This window comes from Kitasatospora sp. SUK 42, from assembly GCF_015776785.2.
GTDB lineage: Bacteria > Actinomycetota > Actinomycetes > Streptomycetales > Streptomycetaceae > Kitasatospora.
In genome coordinates this window covers 73,133-93,240 of the sequence record NZ_LFMD02000005.1, presented here as the reverse complement: position 1 = coordinate 93,240, position 20,108 = coordinate 73,133, and the positions used below count along the sequence as shown (strand labels likewise).

Below are 20,108 nucleotides of genomic sequence, written 5' to 3'. Positions count from 1 at the left end.
CGCGCAGCGCGTCGAGGTGCTCCGCCGCCGCTCCGGGCGCGGGGGCGGCGCGGCGGGCCAGCCCGGCGAGCAGACCGTCCGGCTCGTCGTCGCCGAGCAGGTGGGCCGTCACCCTGTCCGGTACGCGCAGGGTGCGGGAGAGCAGCGGGCGCTCCGGTTCGCCGACCTCCAGGAGGCCGCCGGCGATCAGCGGGGCCCGGGTGGAGAACCGGAAGCGGCCGGCGCCGGCGCCCGGCAGCCCGCACAGTTCGAGGGCCAGTCCGATGGTCGGCCGGCGTCGGGTCAGGTCGTCGTTGAGGTAGCCGTAGAGCTGTTCGAAGCGGGTGTCGAGGTCGGGGGCGAGGGCGACCAGCAGGAGTTCGAGGTCGACCAGGAGCAGTCCGAAGGCGTCGCTGAGCGCCGCGAGCCGTGAGCCGGGCGGCGGCGCGGGCCCGTCGCCGAGGGCCTGGTCGTCGCGGAACGCCGCGGCGGAGGCGGCCAGGATCCGCTCCACCGCCTCCGGGCTGAGGTACTGGCCGCGGTACGGGTCGTCCGGGTCCGGGTCGTCGGCGCGGCGCTCGCGCACCGCGGTCCGGACCCGCTGTTCGACCCGGTGCAGCCGCTCCCAGAGGTGGTCGGCGCCGGTCGGCGCCAGGCCGAGGTCGATGCTCATCGCGCCCCGCCCCGCTGCCGTCGGCCCGGCGGGAGCGGGCGCTGCCTGGGCGCGGCGAAGCCGTCCGGCCCCGGGGTCTCGCCGCCCTGGTAGCGCAGTCGGCGGCCCGTGCCGTCGGCGGGTGCCGCGTCCTCCCGGGCGGTGTCCGTGCCGGCGGTGTCCGCGGCGGTGGTGTCCTCGACGCGCACCACCAGGCCGTCGGTGACCGGCGGTCCGGCGGGCGTGCGCGCGCCGGGCAGCGGGGCGAGCACCCGCAGGTCGATCGACGGCCGCAGCTCCCCGCCGAGCGAGGACCAGACGTCGGCCACCGACGGCAGTCCCGTCTCGCGCCCCGCGATGTCGAGCCCGACGGTCAGTCCGAGCCCGGCGAGCGTGCCGGTGAGCACCCGGGCGGGCAGCGAGTCGACGGCGGTCAGGCACTGCAACACCTCGGCCAGCAGCCGGTGTTCGTCCTGCGGCCGGTTGGTCCAGACGGTGACCAGGTAGGCCAGCTCGAACCAGCGGGGCGCGGCGCGGTGGCCGACCACCACGCCGTCGGCGTCGTGCTCCGCGACGGTGCCGGACTGCCGGCGGCCCGTGTCCTCGCGGATCCCGTACAGGAACACGCTGACGGTCGGCGCGGTGCGCCGGGCCGCCAGGTCCCGGGTGGGCGCGTCGAAGACCACCTCGACCCCGCGCTCGGGCAGTCCGGCCTCGGCGAGCAGCAGCCGCAGCGCCTCGTCGACCTCGTGGATCACCGCCGATCCACCTCCCCCGGCGGGCCGATGCTGCCCTCCACCACCAGGAAGGGCGTCGTCACCGGGGAGAACCCTGGGCCGTCGGCGGTGATCGTCCGCGGGCCGGTCTCGTCCTTGGGCAGGATGAGCAGCTGGCCCGCGAAGGTCCCGTCGGCCCGCGGGTAGGTGGGCGCCGCCGCGGCGGTGATCCCGGGCTGCCAGGTGAACCGCACCGGCACGCCGGGCGGGAAGTCCACACCGCGTACGGAGGTCACGAAACCGGGCTTGCCGATCGGCGGCACCGCGACGATGCGGGGCTGCACGACGCGCAGCGGGGTGCTCGCCCGGTGCGGTCCCGGCGTGGCGTCGGTGCCGGTGGTGGTGAGCTCCGCGGTGACGGTGGTGTCCAGCACGGCCACGGGCGACAGCACCACCCGGACCACCTGGCTGCGGCCCGGGGCCAGGTCGGCCAGCTGGCAGCCGCCGGAGCGGCAGCCCGGGGGCAGGGCCTCGGTGGGCACCCCGGCGGGCAGGCCGAGCGTCAGGCGCAGCCCGGTCGCGAGGGCCTGGCCGTCGTTGCGCACCGTGTAGCTGACGGTCACGTGGCCGCCGACGTAGCCGGGGTTGGGCTGGGCGTCGACCGCCACCCCGGGGCCGGCCTGCGGCGGCGGTGCGGGGGCCGGGGGCGGTGCGGGGGTGGGCGAGGTGGTCGGCGGCGGGGTCGGGGTGGGCGTGGGCGTGGCGGTCGGCGGCGGGGTCGGGGTGGGCGTGGCGGTCGGCGACGGGGTGGCGGTCGGCGAGGGAGTCGGCGCCTCCAGCACCGGCAGGACCGTCTGGGCGGAGTCGTCCTCGGGGTTCGGGTCGACGACCGTACCGGTGACGGACCAGCCGAACTCCTGCGGGCCGGTCCGGGTACCGACCAGGTTGGCCTTGATCTTGACGACCTCACCCGGCGCCAGGGTGCCGAGCTCGCAGCGCAGCGCCCCGGCGTCGCACTGCCCGACCGGGGTGGTCAGCCCGCCGAGCCGGGCGCCGGTCGGCACCGAGACCGTGAGGGCGGTGCCGGGCGAGGGCGCGGGGCCCTTGTTGGTGACGGTGACGACCACGTCGGTGCCGCCGCCGACGGGGACGGCGGGCGTCCGGGCGGGCGCGCCGAGCACCAGGTCGACGGACTGCTGGACGGCCGGCTCCTTCTGGCGTCCCGGCAGGCGCCAGTCGAGCGCGGTGAGCTTGTCGGTCGCGAAGTCGTAGATCTTGAGCCCCTCCGGCGAGTTCGGCGGCAGGGCCCGGCGGGAGGTGAGCACCAGCTGCGCGCCGTTGGCCGTCCAGGCGACGTCGCGGGGCTGGAAGGGGCCGTTGGAGCGCTCGGGCAGCGGCCGGGTGCAGGCACCCGCGCCGAGCCCGCTGGGCAGCACCACGGCGCAGTCGCCGCCGGTGGGCGAGGTGACCACCACCCCGTCCTGCCGGTTGTTGCCGCCGTCACCGGCCTTGCGGTTGAAGGCGAGGCGCCGGCCGTCCGGCGAGAACACGGGGCTGTCGTCGATGACGTTGCAGGTGCCCGGGCAGATCGCCCGGCTGAGGTCGGTCTGCTGGGCGAGGTTGCCGGCGGGCACCGTCCAGATGTGCAGGTTGCCGGCGTTGCCGTTGACGACCATGGTCCTGGAGAAGGCGATCAGCTTGCCGTCGGGGGACCAGAAGGGCTCGCCGTCGGAGGCCCCCGGCTGGTCGGCCGGCGGCTGGACGGTACCGAGGATCGCGCCCGTGGCCACCTCGGCGACCAGGATCCGGCCCGGGCTCGCCGGTTGCTGGGCGCCGCCCGGGGAGCTGCGGCTGAACACCATCAACCTGCCGTCCGGCGACAGGGAAGGGTCGGTGTCCCGGTCGAGGGGTCCGCGACCGGCCAGGTTCATCGGGTGCGGGTTGGCGCCGTCGGCGTCGGCCAGCCAGATCCGTTCGATCCGTCCGGCCGGCGAGTCCTCGTAGCGGGTGACCACGATCTGCCGGCCGTCGGGCGTGTAGGCCTGCCGCTCGTACCAGGGGTCGTAGCCGGGGCGGGGGTGGAAGAGCGGGTCGGCCGCCGGGTCGGGGTTGGTGTTGGTGTCGGCGGCCGGGTCCTCCCGGAGCACGCTGACGCCCAGGTCGCGCGGGTCGGCGCCGTCGGGGCGCATGTCCTGGAGGTCGGCGACGTTGGCGGCGGAGGCGCTGGTCTGCTCCACCACCGGCCCGCCCTCGGCCTGGGTGCCGAGCCAGGTCGGGGCCGCTATCAACCGGTTGGTGCTGTAGAGCAGTTGGGGGTCGGTGCAGGAGCAGGTCGGCGCGCGGTAGAGGTTCACGACCGGCGGCTGGGCCGGGTCGGCCGGCGGCCCCGGGGGTGCGGGGGTGAGCCGGTCGGCGCTCAGGAAGAGCACCCCGGTGCCGTCGGCCAGCCAGGAGGCGGAGCCGCTCTTCCAGGTGGAGCCGGTGCCGGGGAAGAAGGCCTTCTCGCCGCCGGTGGGCGAGGTGAGGATCAGGGTCCGGCCCTTGTCGCCCTGGTCCCAGGTGTAGACGATCTCGTTGCGGTGCGCGTCGTCGTTCACCGGGTTCCAGGTCGGGTCGATGGCGTCCCCGCTGGTCACGTTGGTGACCTTGACGGGCGCGCCGCCGCCGAACGGCCGCAGGTAGATCTGGAGGTGCCCCGGCTCGCCGGTGCAGGCGTACGCGACCCACTGGCCGTCGGGCGAGACCGTCGGGTGCGTCTCGTCGGCCGCGCCGTCGGTCAGCCGGCGCAGCCCGGTGCCGTCCCGGTTGACCACCCACAGGACCTTCTGGGACGTGCCCGGGGTGCTGGTGGGCTCCAGCGCGACGAAGACGACGGCCTTGCCGTCCGGGGCCAGCGCGGGCTGGGAGGTGTCCATGCCGGTGGTGAGCCGGTGCACCGCGCCGGCCGCGTCGCGCAGGTACACCTGCGGCAGCGGGCCGTCGCGCAGGCTGGTGAAGACCAGTTCGCCGCCCCGGGCCGAAGGGTCCTGGTCGAAGTGGATCGGGCCGGGCCCGAACAGCGGGCTGCTGTCCGCCGCGCCGGTCACCCGGCCCAGGCCCCGGTGGTTCGTGCCGGCGAAGACGATCCGCCCGGCGGCCGGGTCGGCCGCGGCGGCCTGCGCCGTGGGGCTGCTCCGCCCTTCGGGGGCGGAGGTGCCCAGGGTCACCACGGCGGCCGCCAGCGCGAGCAGGACGGCGACGGCGGCACGGGCCGGCCGCCGGATGGAGCGGGGAGTGCCGGTGGCGCCGATCACGCTCGACCTCTCAGGGTGGCAGGGGCGGTCTCCCCCGCAGTCTTCCCGGCCCGGGCGCCCGGGAACAGAGCCCGGGTGCCCGAGCCGGGGGTAACGACCTGTGTCCCCAAAGGGCAGGCCGCTACGGCCGTCGGCCACGGATGCGGCCACGGATGCGGCCTCGGACGCGGGCCTCGGACGTAGGCCTCGGACGCAAGGCTCAGATCAGGCCGCGCCGCATGGCGTACCCCACCGCGTGCGCCCGGTTGCGCAGGCCCAGCCGCGTGATGATCTCGTGCAGCACGTTCTTGACGGTCCGTTCGGAGTACGAGGTCTTGGTGGCGATCTCGCTGGTGTCGAAGCCCTCCGCGACCAGCCGGAGCATCTCCGCCTCCCGGGCCGTCAGGGTCGACAGGGTCAGGCCCCGCCCGTCCAGCATGGTGCGCTGGAGCAGCCCGATCCGGTCGAGCAGCTCGCCGAGCAGGTCCCCGGGCATCACGCCCTCGCCGTTGGCCAGCGCGGTGATGAGGTGCACCAGCCGGTCCTGGTCCGCCTCCGAGCGGCGCAGCACGGCGGCGACCCCGCACTCGACGATCGTCTGCAGCCCGCCGGCCTCGAACTGCCCCACCACCAGGCCGATCCGGCCCGACGTGGCGAGCCGCAGCCGGCGCAGGTTCTCGGCCACCGCCTCGGTCAGGGCGTCGACCACCAGCAGGGAGACGTCCGCCCCCGCCGCCTCGGCCTCGCTCAGCAGCTCCACCTCGGGCCGCTGGCGCAACTGCTGGACCACGCCGGTCTGCAGGATGAGATCCTCCGCGTACACCGCCACGCGCACCTGCGCGGCGGCGCCCGGCCGGGCCGACGGCCGGGCGGTGCGGGACCGCTGTGCCACCACGGTCCGCCTGGCGGTGACGGCTTCCTCACGAGAGGTCTCGGTCGTCGTCATCGAACTACTCCATTCTCCAGTGGCCCTGGGGTCTCCAGTGGACCTGCTGCGGTGACGGCCGTCCGCCGTAGCGCCCGGCCGGCCATGGGCCTGAGGGTGGTGCGGACGCCCGGGGGTCTGAGGCTCCGGGCGTCCGCGGGTCTGAGTGGCGCGGGCGTTCGCCCGCGGAGTGGTACGGCCGCCGGCGGGACGAGCGGCGCGGGCGCGGTTCGGCGCGCCGGCGCCGGGCAGGGCCGGTCCGCCCGTACGGGCAAGGGGTGTGCCCACGGGTTGCCCGTACGGCTCTCTCCTCGGACCGCCCGGCGGTCCTACCGTCAGGCTATGACCACATCCGCCGAACTCGGCCTGCCCGCACTGACGGTGGCGCCCGGTGGCGTGGCCACCACGACGCTGACGGTACGCAACGACCTCGACATCGTTGAGGCGTACACGCTGGAGGTGGTCGGCGACTGCGCCGCGTGGACGACGGTCGAGCCGGCCCGGATCTCGCTCTATCCGGGCACGTCCGAGACGGTGACGGTCCGACTGGCCCCGCCGCGTTCGTCCTCCGCGCGGGCCGGTGAGTTCCCGCTCGGCATCCGGGTGCTGCCGACCGAGCGCCCGGACCTGGTGACGGTACCGGAGGCGACCGTCACCGTGACGCCGTTCCACGAGCTCCAGGCCGCGCTCGCGCCGCGCCGCCGCCGCGGCTGGCTGCGCGGCCGCTACCGGACGTCGGTGCGCAACCTCGGGAACGCCCCCGACACCATCGTCCTCACGCCCGGACAGGCCGGCGAGGACCTGCGGTTCCGGGTGACCCCGGAACGGCTGAAGCTCGAACCGGGCGAGTCCGGCGAGCTGCGGGTGCAGGCGCGCAGCCGCAAGCTGATCTGGTTCGGGAAGCCGGCGTCCTGGCCGTTCGAGGTCACGGTGGGCCTGGCGCAGGGCGCGGGCGGCGCGGCCTCGGGCGGCGCCGCCTCGGGAGCCACGGCTTCGAGCGGCGCGGCTCCGGGCGGCAAGGAGGCCGACGCGAAGGCCGCCGACGGCAAGTCCGCGGCCGCCCCGGCCACCGAGGCCCCGGCCGTCCAACGTCCCGTCCTCGACGGTGAGTTCATCCAACTCCCGATCCTCCCCAAGTGGCTGCTCGCTCTCCTCGCGGCGCTGCTCGCGCTGCTGCTGGCCTGGTTCGCCCTGGTCCGCCCGGCGGTGCGCAGCTCCGCCAAGCAGGCCGCCGAGCAGGCCGTCGCCCAGCAGTCCGCCACCCCGGCGCCGACTGCCGCCGCTCCCGCCGGCGGCGCACCGACGGCCCCCTCCGGCGGGAACACCGCCTCCCCGGGCAAGCCGGGCACCGGACAGCAGACCCCCGGCACCACCGGCCGCGGCGGCACCGGCCCTGGCGGCCTGGCCGTGCCGGGCACCGGACAGCAGAGCTCCGCCACCATCGACGTGCAGACCGGCAGCGGCGCCGCCGCGGTGGGCAGTTACCAGGTCCCGCACGGCAAGGTCTTCGACATCACCGACATCGTGGTCTCCAACTTCCAGGGCGACCAGGGTCTAGTGACCATCACGGCCGGCAACCAGACGATCACCACCATCGCGCTGGAGACCTTCCGCAACCAGGACTACCACTGGGTGACTCCCATCCAGGTCCCCGAGGACCAGGCGGTGACGGCGAGCGTGACCTGCGAGGCGCCGGGCACCCCGGCCTCGGGCAAGCAGGCCGCGACGTGCCGCGAACTCCTGAACGTCAGCGGGACGTTGAGCGACATCAGGCAAGGAAACTGATTCGACGGGCACGGCGCATCCTCCCCTCCGGGCAACCGGACCGGAAGGTGCGCCGCTTGCCCCTCATGATGCCGACGGGTCCGTTCCGACCCGTCCATCTCCACGATCCCCCTCCCGTATCTCCCCTTACAGCACGTGGCCATGTCAAATCCGCCGCCCACCGCGACCGGTTCGGACACTCACCCCATACCCGCTCCAACCGCACCCACCCGCCCAATCTGCCCCCCACGGGCACCCGGCCCGTCCCCCACGGACCGCGAACTCTGCCCCGACACACGGTTCCTGACGCCCCCAGAGCCCCCGGTCCGGGCCGAAAGCGGCGGCCGACGCTCCACTACCGGCCGGGGGCGACTCCACAGTTCCCCGGCAGGATCCGGGAACGCCGGAAGGCGTGCCCCGGTGTTGCCCGGGGCACGCCTCCGTCTCTCCTACTCAGCCGATCCGATCCCGACGAGGGAGAGGAATCGATTCACATTCTCCGCAACGACCCTCCAACCGTCGGCGCCGCAGTACAGGACCCTCGGCTCCGCCGGGTCGCCCCGGTAGTCCAGCGCGATGGGCATGTCGGCACCGAGGCTGCCGATCAGCAGAGACCGCTCCGGATCGATTCCCACCCCCGGCACGACCCACAGCTCACGCTCCTCCTCGTCACCGCGCGCCTCCCGCCGGAAGTCGGCGGTCTGACGACCGATCGCGGCCGGATCGAACAGCTCGAAGAGGTAGCCGCCCTCCTCCTGGAAGACCTCCCGGATCCGCTCCGCGTCGTACCGCAGCCGCACCCGGCCACCGGCCGTCAGCCGCAGCAGCGACTCCGGCAGCACCAGGCCGGCCACGATCCCATCGAGTTCGGCGACCATCAACTGGCCTTCGTGAGGGCCTGGGCGAGTGCGAGCTCGTCGGCACTCTGATGGGCCCGACCCCGAACTCACCTGGGAAAACCGAACGACGTGTAGACCTGCCACAGCTCGCAGCACCCGGTAGAACTCACCACTCGGCCAACGAGGGACGGGGGTGGCGCATCGGCGGCGACCCGTTCGACGACCTCGGTGGCACCCTCCGAGACCTCGCCGGGGTCTCCCGGCCAGATGATCGGCCGCCCCTCCGCCGCTCCGAACTCGTCCTCCAGGACAAGCGCGTCGTCCGCCGGGACCTCCGAGAAGGCGTAGAGGCACTGGTCGATGTCGTCCGGATCGAAGCGCGTGGCCAGCGTCCGGAAGTACCACCACGCCCCGTGCCCGGTCTCCAGCCGGGCGAAGCCTTCCCGGGGACCATCCTGCCAGTCGAAGATCGCGACCGCCTTCATGACGGAGCGACCTTGGTCCGAGGTCATCGCTTCTTCCTTCCGAATGCCCGGTTGAACGCCCCCTGAGCCTCTGCCTGGACAGGTTTCGGGAGAACGACGGTGTGGTGCATGTTATCGGCCCTCGTCGGTGTGTAGCGCAGTTCGAAGTGTGCCACGATCGCTCCCTTCGTAGCCGTCGAAGCGTCCGCGGGATTGTTCGACAGTGCCGCGTTGGACTCCGGCACGGTCACCGAAACCCCGTAGGGCAGGCGACCGGTCGCCTCCGCCTCGCTGGCCATGCGCTCCAGACGGCCTGTGCTCTCCCAGCTCGTGCCTCGGCGAACGAAGACGTCGTCCATCGAGCAGGTGCAGGGCAAGTTCTGCCCGGGTCGACCGTCCCCGCAGTTGTGAACGAGGACCGCGACGTCGCCGACCACCACGAAGTATGCGTGGGTCTGCTCGACACTCAGGTCGTACGTCCGCTCGTGATCGGTGAAGGGAGTCACCCCTGTCACCACGACAGTCCTGCCGTCGGTGGTGCGCAGGCTCGCCCCAGGCACGAGATCGGCCGCCTCCACCCAACGGTCCTGCGAAGCGCTCCAGAACGGGTGGTTCTCGGTCGAGGTCAGGTTCTCGGTGCGGTCACCGTCGAAGACAGCGATCCTGACGAACGCCTTGTCGCTCTCGGTCGTGATCACGTCGGTCACCGGCGCCGACGTCGTCGCCGCGCCGTCCCCGTCTCCCGAGATCACCTTGTCACCTGGCTGGACCTCGGAGATCCTCTTCCGGGAACCGTCGGCCATCACCACCTCGGTGTCGGCCGGGAAGCTGTGGCACACCCCCAGGCTCCAGCCGCCCCCGAGGTCGATGGACATCTGGTTGGGCATCGGCCCCCCGATCTTCCCCACGCCCTGGAAGCCGTATGTCAGACCGTCGGGCTCGTAGTAGACCGCCTTGTTGCCGTCACCGCACGCCGACTTGAAGGCACATGCGTTGATCATGACGCCCGCATTGTGAATCGGCGGCGCGCCGAACTGCGCGGGTCCGACAACATCCACCGCCCACAGGCCCTCGATCATGTCCTCAAGGTCGCGGTTGCAGGCCGGCCCAATGGCCTTGCACGCCTCGGCCAGGGCTGCGACGTCGTCCTTCGCGGTCATGTACTCCGGGTGCGGGATTTTGGCGACCGCCGCGTTGTACGCCTTGGCGAACTTCTGAACGAGGCCCGATCCGTCGTCCTGGATCGACAGGCTGCTGTTGATCGCGACGTACTTCGGCCCCACGTCGTCACTCCCACCGTTGCCCGCACCGCTGCTGCTCCCGGTGCTGCCTCCGCCACCGGAGTTGCCGGCGCCCGCGGCCTTGGCGGCCCTGTCCTCCTCTTCCTTCTGGGTCGCATCGGCGCAGGCTTGGGAGGCGCACCAACTGCCGTAGAGACCGCTCGGGTCGCTGGCGTTGACCGGGTCGTTGTAGGAGTAGACGTAGGCGTTCCACTGACTCGGGCTCGACGGGTCGAGGATGGGGTCGGGGCTGATGAAGCGGCCCGTTGCCGGGTCGTACTGCCGTGCTCCGAGGCTGGTGAGACCGGTGGCGTCGTCCTTCAGACCGCCGACGAAGCCCTTGGTGCCGGCCCAGGCGGATGCTGCGGGCTGGGTTCCGCGCGGGTTGCCGAAGGGGTCGGTGGGCCGTCGGGTGACGGTCATGGCCGGGTCGGTGCCGATCTGCAGGCCGTTGGTGCCGTGCGGGTCAGCGGCCTGGATCACCACGGTGCCGCCGCCAACCGGGGCAGTGACGCGGGTGAAGGTCAGCCCGCCGCCGCCGTCGAGGGAACGGGTGTTGGCGATGGCCTGGGTGGCCGTGTTCAGGGTGAGCTCGTCGGTGCCGGCCAGCAGGGTGGTCTTGCCGGGGCTATGCCGGACCAACTGGTTGCCGTCCGCGTCGTAGACGTAGTCCGTGTCGCTAGCCGTCCCGGTCTTGCTGACCTTGGTCGGCTTGCCCTCGGCATTCCAGGCCAAGCCGGTGGTGCCGGAAGTGTCGGTGATCGCGGTGGTATTGCCAGTCGCGTCGTACTGGTAGCGGGTGGTCTTGGCACCCGACGGACCAGTGGTGACGGAGCTCAGCAGAGCGTGCGGACCACCCGTGCCACCACCGGTATTGGGGGCGCTGGTCGGGGTGTTGCGGGTTCCGGCGGCTCCGAAGGTCTGGATGGTGGTGGTGTCGTTGAGGCTGTTGCCGGTGATGTCGTGCTGGACCAGGCCGATGCGGTTGCCCGCGGTGTCATAGCTGTAGGTGTTCCAGTACGGCGCCGGACCACCGACGGTGCGCCCGCCGGGGTTGACGGCCGCCGGTCCGGTGGCGTTGTCGCATCCACCCGTGCCGGGGACCTTGGTGGAACTGCCGGTGCCGTGCTTGACGCCGGAGGTATCCGTCCAGTCCGCCGTGGTGTGGGTACCGCCCGTGTCCGTCCAGGCGTTGGTCAGCCTGCCGAGCCCATCGTAGGTGAAGCACTGCAGGTCCCGGTCGCGGGCCTCCTGAAGGTTGGTCACCGAGGTGATGCGGCCGGACTCGGTGTAGGTATAGCTGCTCTGGTCGGCCGAAACCGTACCGTTCTGCCGATCGACGAAGGCGTTGATGACCCGCCCGGTGGCCCAGTCGTACTGCTGCGTGGAGACCACCTGCGTGCCGTACGGACCGACGGTGGTCCGCACGGGCCGGGAGGCGGCGTCATAGACGATCTCGGCCACCACGGACTTCTTGAGACTCTTGCTGGAGACCAACAACCCGGTGTCGTTGTAGGTGTAACCGATGGTCTCCGAGGGGAGCCCGCCGGCGGCCGGCAGCGTGAGGGTGTCCACCAGCCCGAGGACGGGCTCGTAGGTTGCCTCGGTGCTGTAGGTGCCGGCCAATGTGCCCTCGGCAGAGGGGATGGTCACGGCCGTTCCGGTCGGTCGGTAGGCGACGTCATAGCCGGTGACGGCGTTGACGTACTTCGCGCCGGCCTTCCCGCCGACGTAGCGGGTGGACGAGGTCGGCTTGCCCTTGGCGAGCGTGTCATACGTCCAGGAGGCGAGCAGGTTCGCGTCCGCGACGCCGCCGTTGTACTGACCGGTCTTCCGGCCGATCAGGTCGTAGGTGTAGACAAGCGTGTTGCCCTTGGCATCGACGGTGTGATCGATCCGGGAGTTGACGTCGTAGTACGTCCGAGAGGTACCGGCGTCCGGGTCGGTGACCGAGGTCTGCCGGCCCAGCTGGTCGTAGGCGTAGTTCCAGGTGTTCCCGGCGGAGTCGGTGTGCGTGGCCGGCTGGCCTAGAGCGGTGTAGGTGAAGCTGCTGATGGCGGCGTCGGCCGGGTTGCCCGTCGGCGTCGCGGTCCGGTACTGCCAGGCCACGACGGTGCGCCCGCGGGCGTCGGTCACCGTGGTCGTCGGCGAAGCGCCCGCCGGCGGGGTCACGTCGACCCGGTCCGCGCCCGGGTACGCGGTGGTGGTGGCCCACTGCAGGTTGGCGTTGGAGCGGAACTCGGCGCGCACCGGACGGCCCATGCCGTCGTACGACGTCCAGGTCTGGGCCGGCACCTGCGAGTCCTGCGGCAGGAACAGCGTGCCGCTGGGCGCGGTGGTGGCCTCGTAGTAGGGCGCCGAGGTCTTGATCACCCAGCCGTGCGAGTCGTACGCGGTGTCGGTGATCAGCCGACCGGTGGCCCGGGCGTCGCTGGTCCGCTGGCTCTGCCGTGGGCGACCGAGGCCGTCGAAGATCTCCCGCTGGCCCGAGTAGGTGTTGCCGGTCTTCTGGAGCCACTCACTGGTGATCACCGAGGGGCCTGTGGTGCCGTTGACCGCGTAGCTGAAACGCTGGTTGGGAAGGTCGCCGGTGCTGCGGCCCGGCGCCCAGACGGCGGTGCGGCGGCCGAGGCCGTCGTACTGCTGGGTGGTGGTCCGCTGGTTGGCGTCCGTCTCGTTGAGTGGCAGGCCACGGCCGGGCTCCTGGTTCACCACGACCGTCCAGCCGGCGCCCATCGGGCCGGTGGTGGTCACGGTGGTCGGGAACAGGCCGGTGGCCGGGCTGCGGGTGGTGCGGGTGGTGGCCGGGGTGAGCGTCGCGTCACTCAGCCGGGCGCCGTTGCCGTCGTACGTCGACCCGTCCGGGGTGGACGTGGTGACGGTACGACCGTAGGCGTCGAAGGTCGTGCTGCCGCCGTGGGCGTAGACCGGCTTGCCGGCCGCGTCGTAGTGGTCGAGGACCTGCACGCTGGTAGCGTCGCCGATGGTGCCGGCCTGGCCGAACGGCCGCCCGTCGTACAGGGTCCGGCTGCCGCCGACGGTGTTCGCTGCGGTCGCGGCGGTGCCGCAAGGGCCCTGGACCGTGATCCGGCGGGAGGGCAGGATCTGCAGGGCCGGGTTGTCGCTGGCCGCGTACTCGATCGAGGTGCACACCTCCGGGGTGGCGGCGGTGCCGTCACCCTTGTCGGAGGTCTGGAGAACCCGGTTGCCGTGGGCCGGATCGGTGGTGGTGACCGCCGTGGTGGTGCGCCAACTGCCGTCGGACAGCTTGGCCTTGCCGATGTCGGTGACCTGGGAGTCCGCGTAGCGGGCGTAGATCTTCGGCACGCCCGCACTCTGGGCGTGGGTCGCGGTCACCGTCTGCCCACTGTGCAGGCTGCCGGACACGGACCGGACGGTGCCACCGGCCTGGTCGAAGACCTCGGTGGCGACGGCGGTGCCGGCCAGCCAGTCGCTGTCCTTGACGGTGCCGCCGAGCGGACTCGCGACGTCGACGCCGCGCTGCGTGCCGTCGGCCTTGTAGTCGCCGTCCATGCCGCGCAGGTAGGTGGTCTTCTTCTGGGTCTTCGGGGCCTCGTCCTTGAAGGCACTGCCGGTCGTGGTGACGACCCACTCGTAGCCTCGGAAGTAGTCCCAGGTCCGGGTCTTGGGGTCGGTGAACTCGGCGTCGTCGCGGTGCCAGGCGGCCTTGTCACCGTAGGTGTACTCGGTGGTCCGGGTGACCGATGGGCTGGTGACCAGGTCCTGTTCGGTGACGGTGCGGACCATCGGCTTGTTGAACCAGTCCTGCACCGGGTCCGGCGAGGACTGGCCCGGCAGGTACCAGTTGACCGGCATGCAGGCCATGGTGTTGGTGTCGGCGGAGGCTGGCATGTGCTTGTTGACGCGCGAGCACTCCGCGTCGGAGTAGACCACGTTGATCCGGCCGCCGGTCTCGGTGGTGATCTCCCGGATGCGCGGACGCATGAACATCGGTGAGGCCGGCACCAGGCCGTCCACCCGGTTCGGGATCATCTTGTAGGCGAAGCCGACGGCCGGAAGGGCCACGTCGGGGCGACCGTCGCTGCCGGTCCGCTTGATGGAGTCCAGCCAGAGGGTGCGCTTGGTACCGTCGCCCGGGTCCACCAGGGACTGGCCGAGCGCCCAGGTGTCCACGGTGACCGGCCCGGAAGCGGTCGTCACCCGGGTGGTGATGGAGGTGAGCCGCTTGGTGGAGAAGAAGGCCGGCGCGTAGTTGGTGCAGGTTCCCGAGGCCGCGCAGAGCTGGTCGATCGGGACGTCCGGCCAGGCGTCCGCGTTGGCGGCGGTGCGCTGGCTCTCGGCGCAGGTGATGCTGCCGCTCGGGTTGCAGCGCTCGGCCGTGGCGTCGAACAGCACCGACGCGCCCGGAGTGAGTGTGCCCTTCGCGGCCTTCTGCTCGTCGTAGCGCTGGTTGTAGCCGATCTCCTTCAGGGTGACGGCCCGCTCGTAGGAGGTGAGCGTGCCGTTGCCGTTGTTCTGCCCGCCGCCCCGGTTGTAGTGGTTGCCCTCTGAGGCGTAGCGGTAGGTGATCAGGTTCTTGTGCGCGTCGACCACGTAGTCGAGTTGCCAGCGCCAGGCCATCTGGCACCAGGAGCCCTTGCCGGTGGCGGCGCTGTAACACGGGTCGCCCGGGTTGGGCGAGTAGACCGGGCTGGTCAGAACGGACTGGGCGGCCGGGTCGGTGGCGTCGCTCCCGGGCAGGTGGTTACTACCGAAGTAGTACTCGGTTCCGTCCGGCGTGGTGATCCGCCAGTACTCGGTGTCACGGTAGTCGCGGTCACCTGCCGCGTGCGGGGCACCGGTGAGCTGCTCGACCTTGGAGCCGTCGTCGCTCTGCAGGTGCCAGACGCCGCTGTCGTCGTCACGGACCAGGGCTCCGGAACGCCCCGCTAGCGAGAGCGTGGCGTTCTGCCCGCCCCAGCAGCGGTCACCCGAGTCCTTGATGCCCTTGTCGCCGCCCTTGTCACAGGTGCGGTAGGAGCGCTCGATGAAACCCGGCTCGTACGACCAGCCGTCACCGATCCAGGTGGATTGGGAGTTGGTCGCCGATGTCCGGCCGTCGACGGCCGAGGAGTTGTAGTCGAGCACCACCGACGGCGCCAGGCCGCCTAGGGTCGGCGGGAGCTGGATCGTGTAGTTGTACGTGAAGCTGCCGACGTTCGAGCCGGCGCTCCACTCCATCGACGGAGCCAGTGGCGTCGCCGCGTAGCTGCCGCCGGCGCCCGACGGGCCCGGCTCGGCGGCCAGGACCATCGGGGCCGAGAAGGCGCTCTGGGCCGCCGGAGCGGCCTGTGCCGTCGCCGACTTCGCGGCCGCGGTGCCGACGGGCGGCAGAGTGACCTCGGCGGTGACCTGACCCGCCGCCACGTCCACGGTGGAGTCCACCGGAGTCCTGGTGCGACACTCGGCCCGCTCAGGCGTGGTCAGCGCACAGCCGGGCAGCGCCACCAGTCGCGCCCGGTCCACCCAGCCTCCGGCCTGGAACCCCTTCAGGTCCAGCGAGACCTGCGCCCGCCGTCCCTCGGCGGACGGGGTGGCGTCGGCGTCGGTCAGCGCGACCAGGGCGCCTCCCGTGCCGACGGCCCTGCCCTTGGCGGGGTCCGTCACTTCGACGGCCACCGCCGTCGCGCTCGCCGCACCGTCGGCGGTGGGGGCCAGCAGGACGGGCAACTGCCCGGCCCGCCCGGGTATCGTGCCGTCCGAAGCGGGGGACGCCCCACCGGTCGCGGCCCGAGCCGCCTTCGCCTCCTCACCGTCGGCGCCCAGCCGGACGACTGCCTTGCCGGGCTCCACGGGCGGCGCGACGACCGGCGTCCATGACGCCGGTCCGCTGCTGCCCTTTTCGTCCGGGACGTAGTCCCGGCCAGGCACTGACGGCGTGTCCGCGCCCAACGGCGTCTGCGGCGGCGACCAGACCTGCTCGTCCGGCTCGGCCGCCGCCCAGGCCACGCCCGGCGGCACCACCACACCCGTCAAGGTCAACGCGAGCAGGGCGGCCAGGCCGGGTGACCAGCGGCCGCTCCTCCTCCGTCGTCCGTCGCCCCGTCCCGGGGCATGCCGAAGCTCCACCAGTGTCCTTCCGTCTGACGGACGGGCTGACGCGGTATCACCAGTGCGGACCCGTCCGTGTACCGATCAGGCGACGGACCCTAGTGAGATCAACTACCTGCCGCTACCCCGAATCGGACGAACCGACCCGGCTTTACATGTTCGTTACTCAAAGCGGAATCACCAATGGGACATGTGAAGACAAAATCGCAATGAGGTTGACGAACTGCCAGATGAGACACCATCGTTCGTTCCCGCACGTGCTGCTCGGTCGCGACGGCTTCACCGAAGGGGACAAACCTTTGTCCATCAAACACACACAATCATCACTGATCCAGACACCCCATGGAGGCCCGCGACGAGCGCCGAACCGGGCCCTCGCCGTACTCGGTACGAGTCTGGCGCTCGGCCTCGGCCTGCTCGGCACGCCCTCGGCAGCGGCCGGGCCGGGCCCCGCCGACGGAACCCCCGCGCCGATCGTGCCGGTCGGCCCGGCTCCGGCACGCACGCCGGAACAGCAGGCACTGCTCGACGCCCTGACCACCGCGAAGTCGACCGGCAAGCCGGTCACGGTCGAGACGATGACCACCGAAGCGTCGAAGACCGTCGCCAACCCGAACGGCACCCTCACCACCACCGACAACAGCGCCCCGGTCCGCACCAAGCGGTCCGACGGCTGGGCCGACCTCGATGCCACACTGCGCGCCAACCCCGACGGCACGCTCTCCCCGGCCGTCGCATCCACCGCACTGACCTTCTCCGGCGGCGGCAACGGCCCTATGGCCACGGTCGCCACTGACGACGGGAAGAGGCTCGCCGTCGAGGCGCCGTTCGCCCTTCCCAAGCCGACCCTGAACGGCGACACCGCCACCTACCCGGACGTCCTGCCCGGGGTCGACCTCCAGCTCACCGCCCTGCCGGTCGGCGGGTGGCGGGACGTGATCGTGGTCCGCTCCGCCGAAGCCGCCGCCAACCCGGCGTTGAAGACCCTGCGCTTCCCTCTCAAGGCCGAGGGGCTCACCGTCTCCGCAACCGAGTCCGGCTCGGTCGAGGTCAAGGACGACAAGGGCGGCCTGCGGTTCCGTTCCCCCTCTCCGCTCCAGTGGGACTCCTCCCGCCCGGTGTCCGCCGTCGCGGCGGCCAGGCTGGCTGCTGCGGCACATGACCCCGAGACTCCCCCGGCGACGCCGGCGTCCTCCGTAGAGGGGCCGGGCGACGGCGCCAACGTCGCCGCTATCGCGACCCGGGTGGTCGGCGGAGCCCTCGAACTGACGCCGGACCAGGGTGCGTTGCGCTCCGGCACCGGCCCCTGGTACCTCGACCCGACCCTGGCCTCGGTGGCCAGCTACTCCGAGGGCTCGGTCCAGGTCCAGGAGAACTACAAGACCGCCGAGAACTACAACAAGAAGACCGACCTCTCCACCGGCTACTGCGGCTACCACAGCAGCGACCCGCGGCTGAACTGCGCCGTGGAGGGCCGCGAACGCGCCTACTTCCAGTTCCGAATCAACCCGGCCATCTACACCAAGCCGGCCGGCGCCGAGTTCCCGCCCACGGTGTTCACCTCGACGCTCAACGGCCAGGTCAGCGACGCCTCCAGCATGGACACTCCGACCGACCTCGGTGTGTACGCGGCGCCACGGGACTACCTCATCCACGAGCACAGCAACTGGAACGACCAGCCCTGCGGCACCAACGGCAACCTCGTGATGAACGGCTGCACCTACGTCGGCGGGCAGCAGATCAAGGGCACCGGACCGCTCGCCGTCAACGTGACCGGCGCGATCCAGCAGGTCGCCGCCGGCCAGCAGTCCATCTGGACCGTCGGCATCGCGCCGCAGGCCACCGAGTGGGAGAAGCTCTACCGGCACAAGATCGCCAGCAACCTCAGCATCGCCACGACCTACGACATCACGCCCACCGTCTGGTACCCGCGCACCAGCCCCGGACCGGGCTTCGCCGACACTCGCCGCACGGCCGAGTGCACCAGCGGCGGCGCCCACCCCTGGGACAATCCGGGTTGGGTCGGCAACAACCAGAACATCAACCTGATCGTCAACAGCTGGTCCCCCACCGGGCAGAGCCTCTACACGGGCTTCCACATGTGGGACGACAACGACCCCAACTTCTCCCTCCTCGACGGAGGTTGGGGTGGTAGCTACAACGACCCGGGCTACAGCCAGCCGGTCGGGTCGCTCTCCGACGGCCACCAATACGGCTGGTACGCCAAGGCCGCGGACGGTGCGCTCACCTCACCGTCGAGTGCCTGGTGCTACTTCCGTGTCGACCGGACCGCCCCGCGCGTCAGCATCAGCTCCCCGGACTTCCCGCCGTCCGGGACGCCCAACGACCACCCGACCCGGTTCGCCATGGACACCCAGCCCGGCACTTTCGTCCTCAACGCCGAGGACCCGGCTCCCGGGCCCGGCCTGTGGGCCTCGGGTGTCGCCTGCACGCGCTTCAGCACCGATCCGACGCCGGTCGTCGGCTGGCAGTGCGGTCAGTCCGGCACCTACCGCCCCGGTGAGACGGTCAAGTTCACGCCCACCAGGTGGGGCACCAACACCGTCTACGCATGGGCCATGGACATCGCCGGCAACTACAGCCAGCGCGCCGACTACTCCTTCTACGCGCCGTGGAAGCCCGGCTCCGTCCCGGTCTTCGGCGACACCGACGGCGACCAGCTCGCGGACATCGTCATCGCGGACGCCGGCGGCAACCTGCGAACCATCGCCGGTAACGCCGACCCGATGCGTGCCATCACCGCGGCTGCTGCCAGCGCGCCCCGCAACGGGGTCAACGACACCACCACGACCTGGGCCGACTACCAGATAACCCACCGCGGCACGCTGAACGAGGCGGGCACGCTCGACCAGTTGATCGTCCACAACACCAAGGACGCCAACCTCAAGAAGAACCTGTACCTGATCGACAACGACGGCACCGGCCGGTACGACGTCTACCAGAAGACGCCGCTGACCCGGCCGAAGTCCACCGCCTGCGCCGCCGTACCGACCTCGGGGGTGGCCTGCCCGGACAGTCGGCCGTTCGCCGCCGACTGGTCCCAGGTCAGCCAGATAGTCGCCCTCGGCACCCCCGACGGGGAGCTGACCAGCACCACCCCGGCCACTCCGACCAACCCGGCGAAGACGTCGATCATCAGCCAGACGTCCCTGCTCACCGTCGAGGGCGGCCGGCTGTGGCTGCACAACGTGAGCGAACAGAAGTGGAACGACGTCAGCTCCACCGCCCTGCTCATTCCCACCGCCCCCAACAGCGGCACCTGGGACGACTACGAGCTGATCAACCCCGGACCGGCGAACGGCACCACCTCGACGATCGGCAAGCCCGCGACCCGGCAGGCCACGCTCTGGGCGCGGCACCGCACCAACGGCAACATCTACGCCTACCCGCTCGGGTTCACCGCGGACGGCCAGGTCGACTTCAGCACGCTCACCAAGCCCAACAGCGGGACCGTGATCCTCAGCGGCGCCAACTGGACCGTCGCGGCCCAGCCCAAGGTCGGTGCCGCCGACCTCAACGGTGACGGCTACCCCGACCTCTGGGCAATCAACAACAACAACGCGATCACCGTCTTCCCCGGCAAGAGCAGCATCGGCAACCCGGGCAAGGTCGACGGCTTCGACAACTGGCAGCTCCTCGGCTACGCCAACGCCAGCGTGTCCCTGCACTCCAACCAGGTCCCGTGGCAGTGCGTCGACGCCGAGGGCGGTCCCCGCAACGGCGCCGACGTGGCCGCGTACGCCTGCTGGGAGACCATCAATCAGCGCTTCACCCTCGGCATCGACGGCACCATCCGGGCCTCCGGCTACTGCCTGACCGCCAAGAACGCCTCGCTGGGCAACGGCGTCCAGGTCGGCATGGCCGTCTGCGACAACCAGCCGACCCAGAAGTGGGCAACCACCCCAGAGGGCCGGATCTACCTCCCGGCCACAGTGAGCCCGTCCCTCCCCGGAGGCCGCTGCCTCGAACGACCGGGCTGGGCCGCCGACCAGGGCATCCGCCTCGGCATCTGGGACTGCATCGGCGCCAATGTCAACCAGCTGTGGACCGTGACCCCCGAATCGAAGCCCTGACCTCTCCGATACCCGCGCGGCCCGGCCGCCGTGACTCCTCCCCGGAGTCGC

At 71.8% G+C, this 20,108-nt stretch carries 8 protein-coding genes and 1 pseudogene; 2 read left to right on the top strand and 7 right to left on the bottom strand.

The genetic code is table 11. The features are described from left to right. The 4 genes and pseudogenes from RZ50_RS19075 to RZ50_RS19060 all read right to left on the bottom strand — a co-directional run. Positions 1 to 652 (bottom strand): annotated as a pseudogene (locus RZ50_RS19075) (ATP-binding protein); the annotation flags it as partial. After that, positions 649 to 1,389, bottom strand: a complete 741-nt coding sequence (locus RZ50_RS19070; protein ID WP_196950821.1) for a DUF4255 domain-containing protein — start codon at positions 1,387 to 1,389, stop codon at positions 649 to 651. The gene RZ50_RS19070 and the pseudogene RZ50_RS19075, both read right to left, overlap by 4 nt. Further along, entirely contained in the window at positions 1,386 to 4,640 is a 3,255-nt protein-coding gene (locus RZ50_RS19065; RefSeq protein ID WP_308271853.1) for a hypothetical protein, read from the bottom strand. The genes RZ50_RS19070 and RZ50_RS19065 overlap by 4 nt, the downstream gene beginning before the upstream one ends. A gap of 199 nt (positions 4,641 to 4,839) precedes the next feature. Then, positions 4,840 to 5,565 carry a LuxR C-terminal-related transcriptional regulator gene (locus RZ50_RS19060; RefSeq protein WP_196946971.1) on the bottom strand — a complete coding sequence of 242 codons (726 nt, stop codon included), beginning with the start codon at positions 5,563 to 5,565 and terminating at the stop codon, positions 4,840 to 4,842. Positions 5,566 to 5,886: 321 nt separating this feature from the next. Here RZ50_RS19060 and RZ50_RS19055 point away from each other — a divergent pair, with 321 nt between their 5' ends. Continuing rightward, complete coding sequence (locus tag RZ50_RS19055) at positions 5,887 to 7,329, top strand: hydrolytic protein (RefSeq protein ID WP_196946970.1); 1,443 nt, start codon at positions 5,887 to 5,889, stop codon at positions 7,327 to 7,329. 428 nt (positions 7,330 to 7,757) lie between these two features. Here the strand turns inward: RZ50_RS19055 and RZ50_RS19050 are convergent, their stop codons facing one another. The 3 genes from RZ50_RS19050 to RZ50_RS19040 all read right to left on the bottom strand — a co-directional run bounded on the left by RZ50_RS19050 (position 7,758) and on the right by RZ50_RS19040 (position 15,894). Next, positions 7,758 to 8,186 (bottom strand): SMI1/KNR4 family protein, encoded by a 429-nt coding sequence (locus RZ50_RS19050; RefSeq protein ID WP_196946969.1) that lies wholly within the window; start codon positions 8,184 to 8,186, stop codon positions 7,758 to 7,760. A gap of 68 nt (positions 8,187 to 8,254) precedes the next feature. Then, on the bottom strand, positions 8,255 to 8,632 hold the full coding sequence (locus tag RZ50_RS19045; RefSeq protein WP_196946968.1) for a hypothetical protein: 378 nt from the start codon (positions 8,630 to 8,632) through the stop codon (positions 8,255 to 8,257). 23 nt (positions 8,633 to 8,655) lie between these two features. After that, positions 8,656 to 15,894: an RHS repeat-associated core domain-containing protein gene (locus tag RZ50_RS19040; RefSeq protein WP_196946967.1), complete on the bottom strand. Its 7,239-nt coding sequence runs from the start codon at positions 15,892 to 15,894 to the stop codon at positions 8,656 to 8,658. Between the two features lie 368 nt (positions 15,895 to 16,262). On the opposite strand from RZ50_RS19040, the gene RZ50_RS19035 reads away from it, so the two are divergent. Continuing rightward, on the top strand, positions 16,263 to 20,057 hold the full coding sequence (locus RZ50_RS19035; protein ID WP_196946966.1) for an RICIN domain-containing protein: 3,795 nt from the start codon (positions 16,263 to 16,265) through the stop codon (positions 20,055 to 20,057). Positions 20,058 to 20,108: the final 51 nt, after the last annotated feature.

Coding starts and splice junctions, on each gene's coding strand:
- RZ50_RS19050 (WP_196946969.1), bottom strand. CDS start 8,186: ATGGTCGCCGAACTCGATGGGATCGTGGCCGGCCTGGTGCTGCCGGAG.
- RZ50_RS19055 (WP_196946970.1), top strand. CDS start 5,887: ATGACCACATCCGCCGAACTCGGCCTGCCCGCACTGACGGTGGCGCCC.
- RZ50_RS19045 (WP_196946968.1), bottom strand. CDS start 8,632: ATGAAGGCGGTCGCGATCTTCGACTGGCAGGATGGTCCCCGGGAAGGC.
- RZ50_RS19060 (WP_196946971.1), bottom strand. CDS start 5,565: ATGACGACGACCGAGACCTCTCGTGAGGAAGCCGTCACCGCCAGGCGG.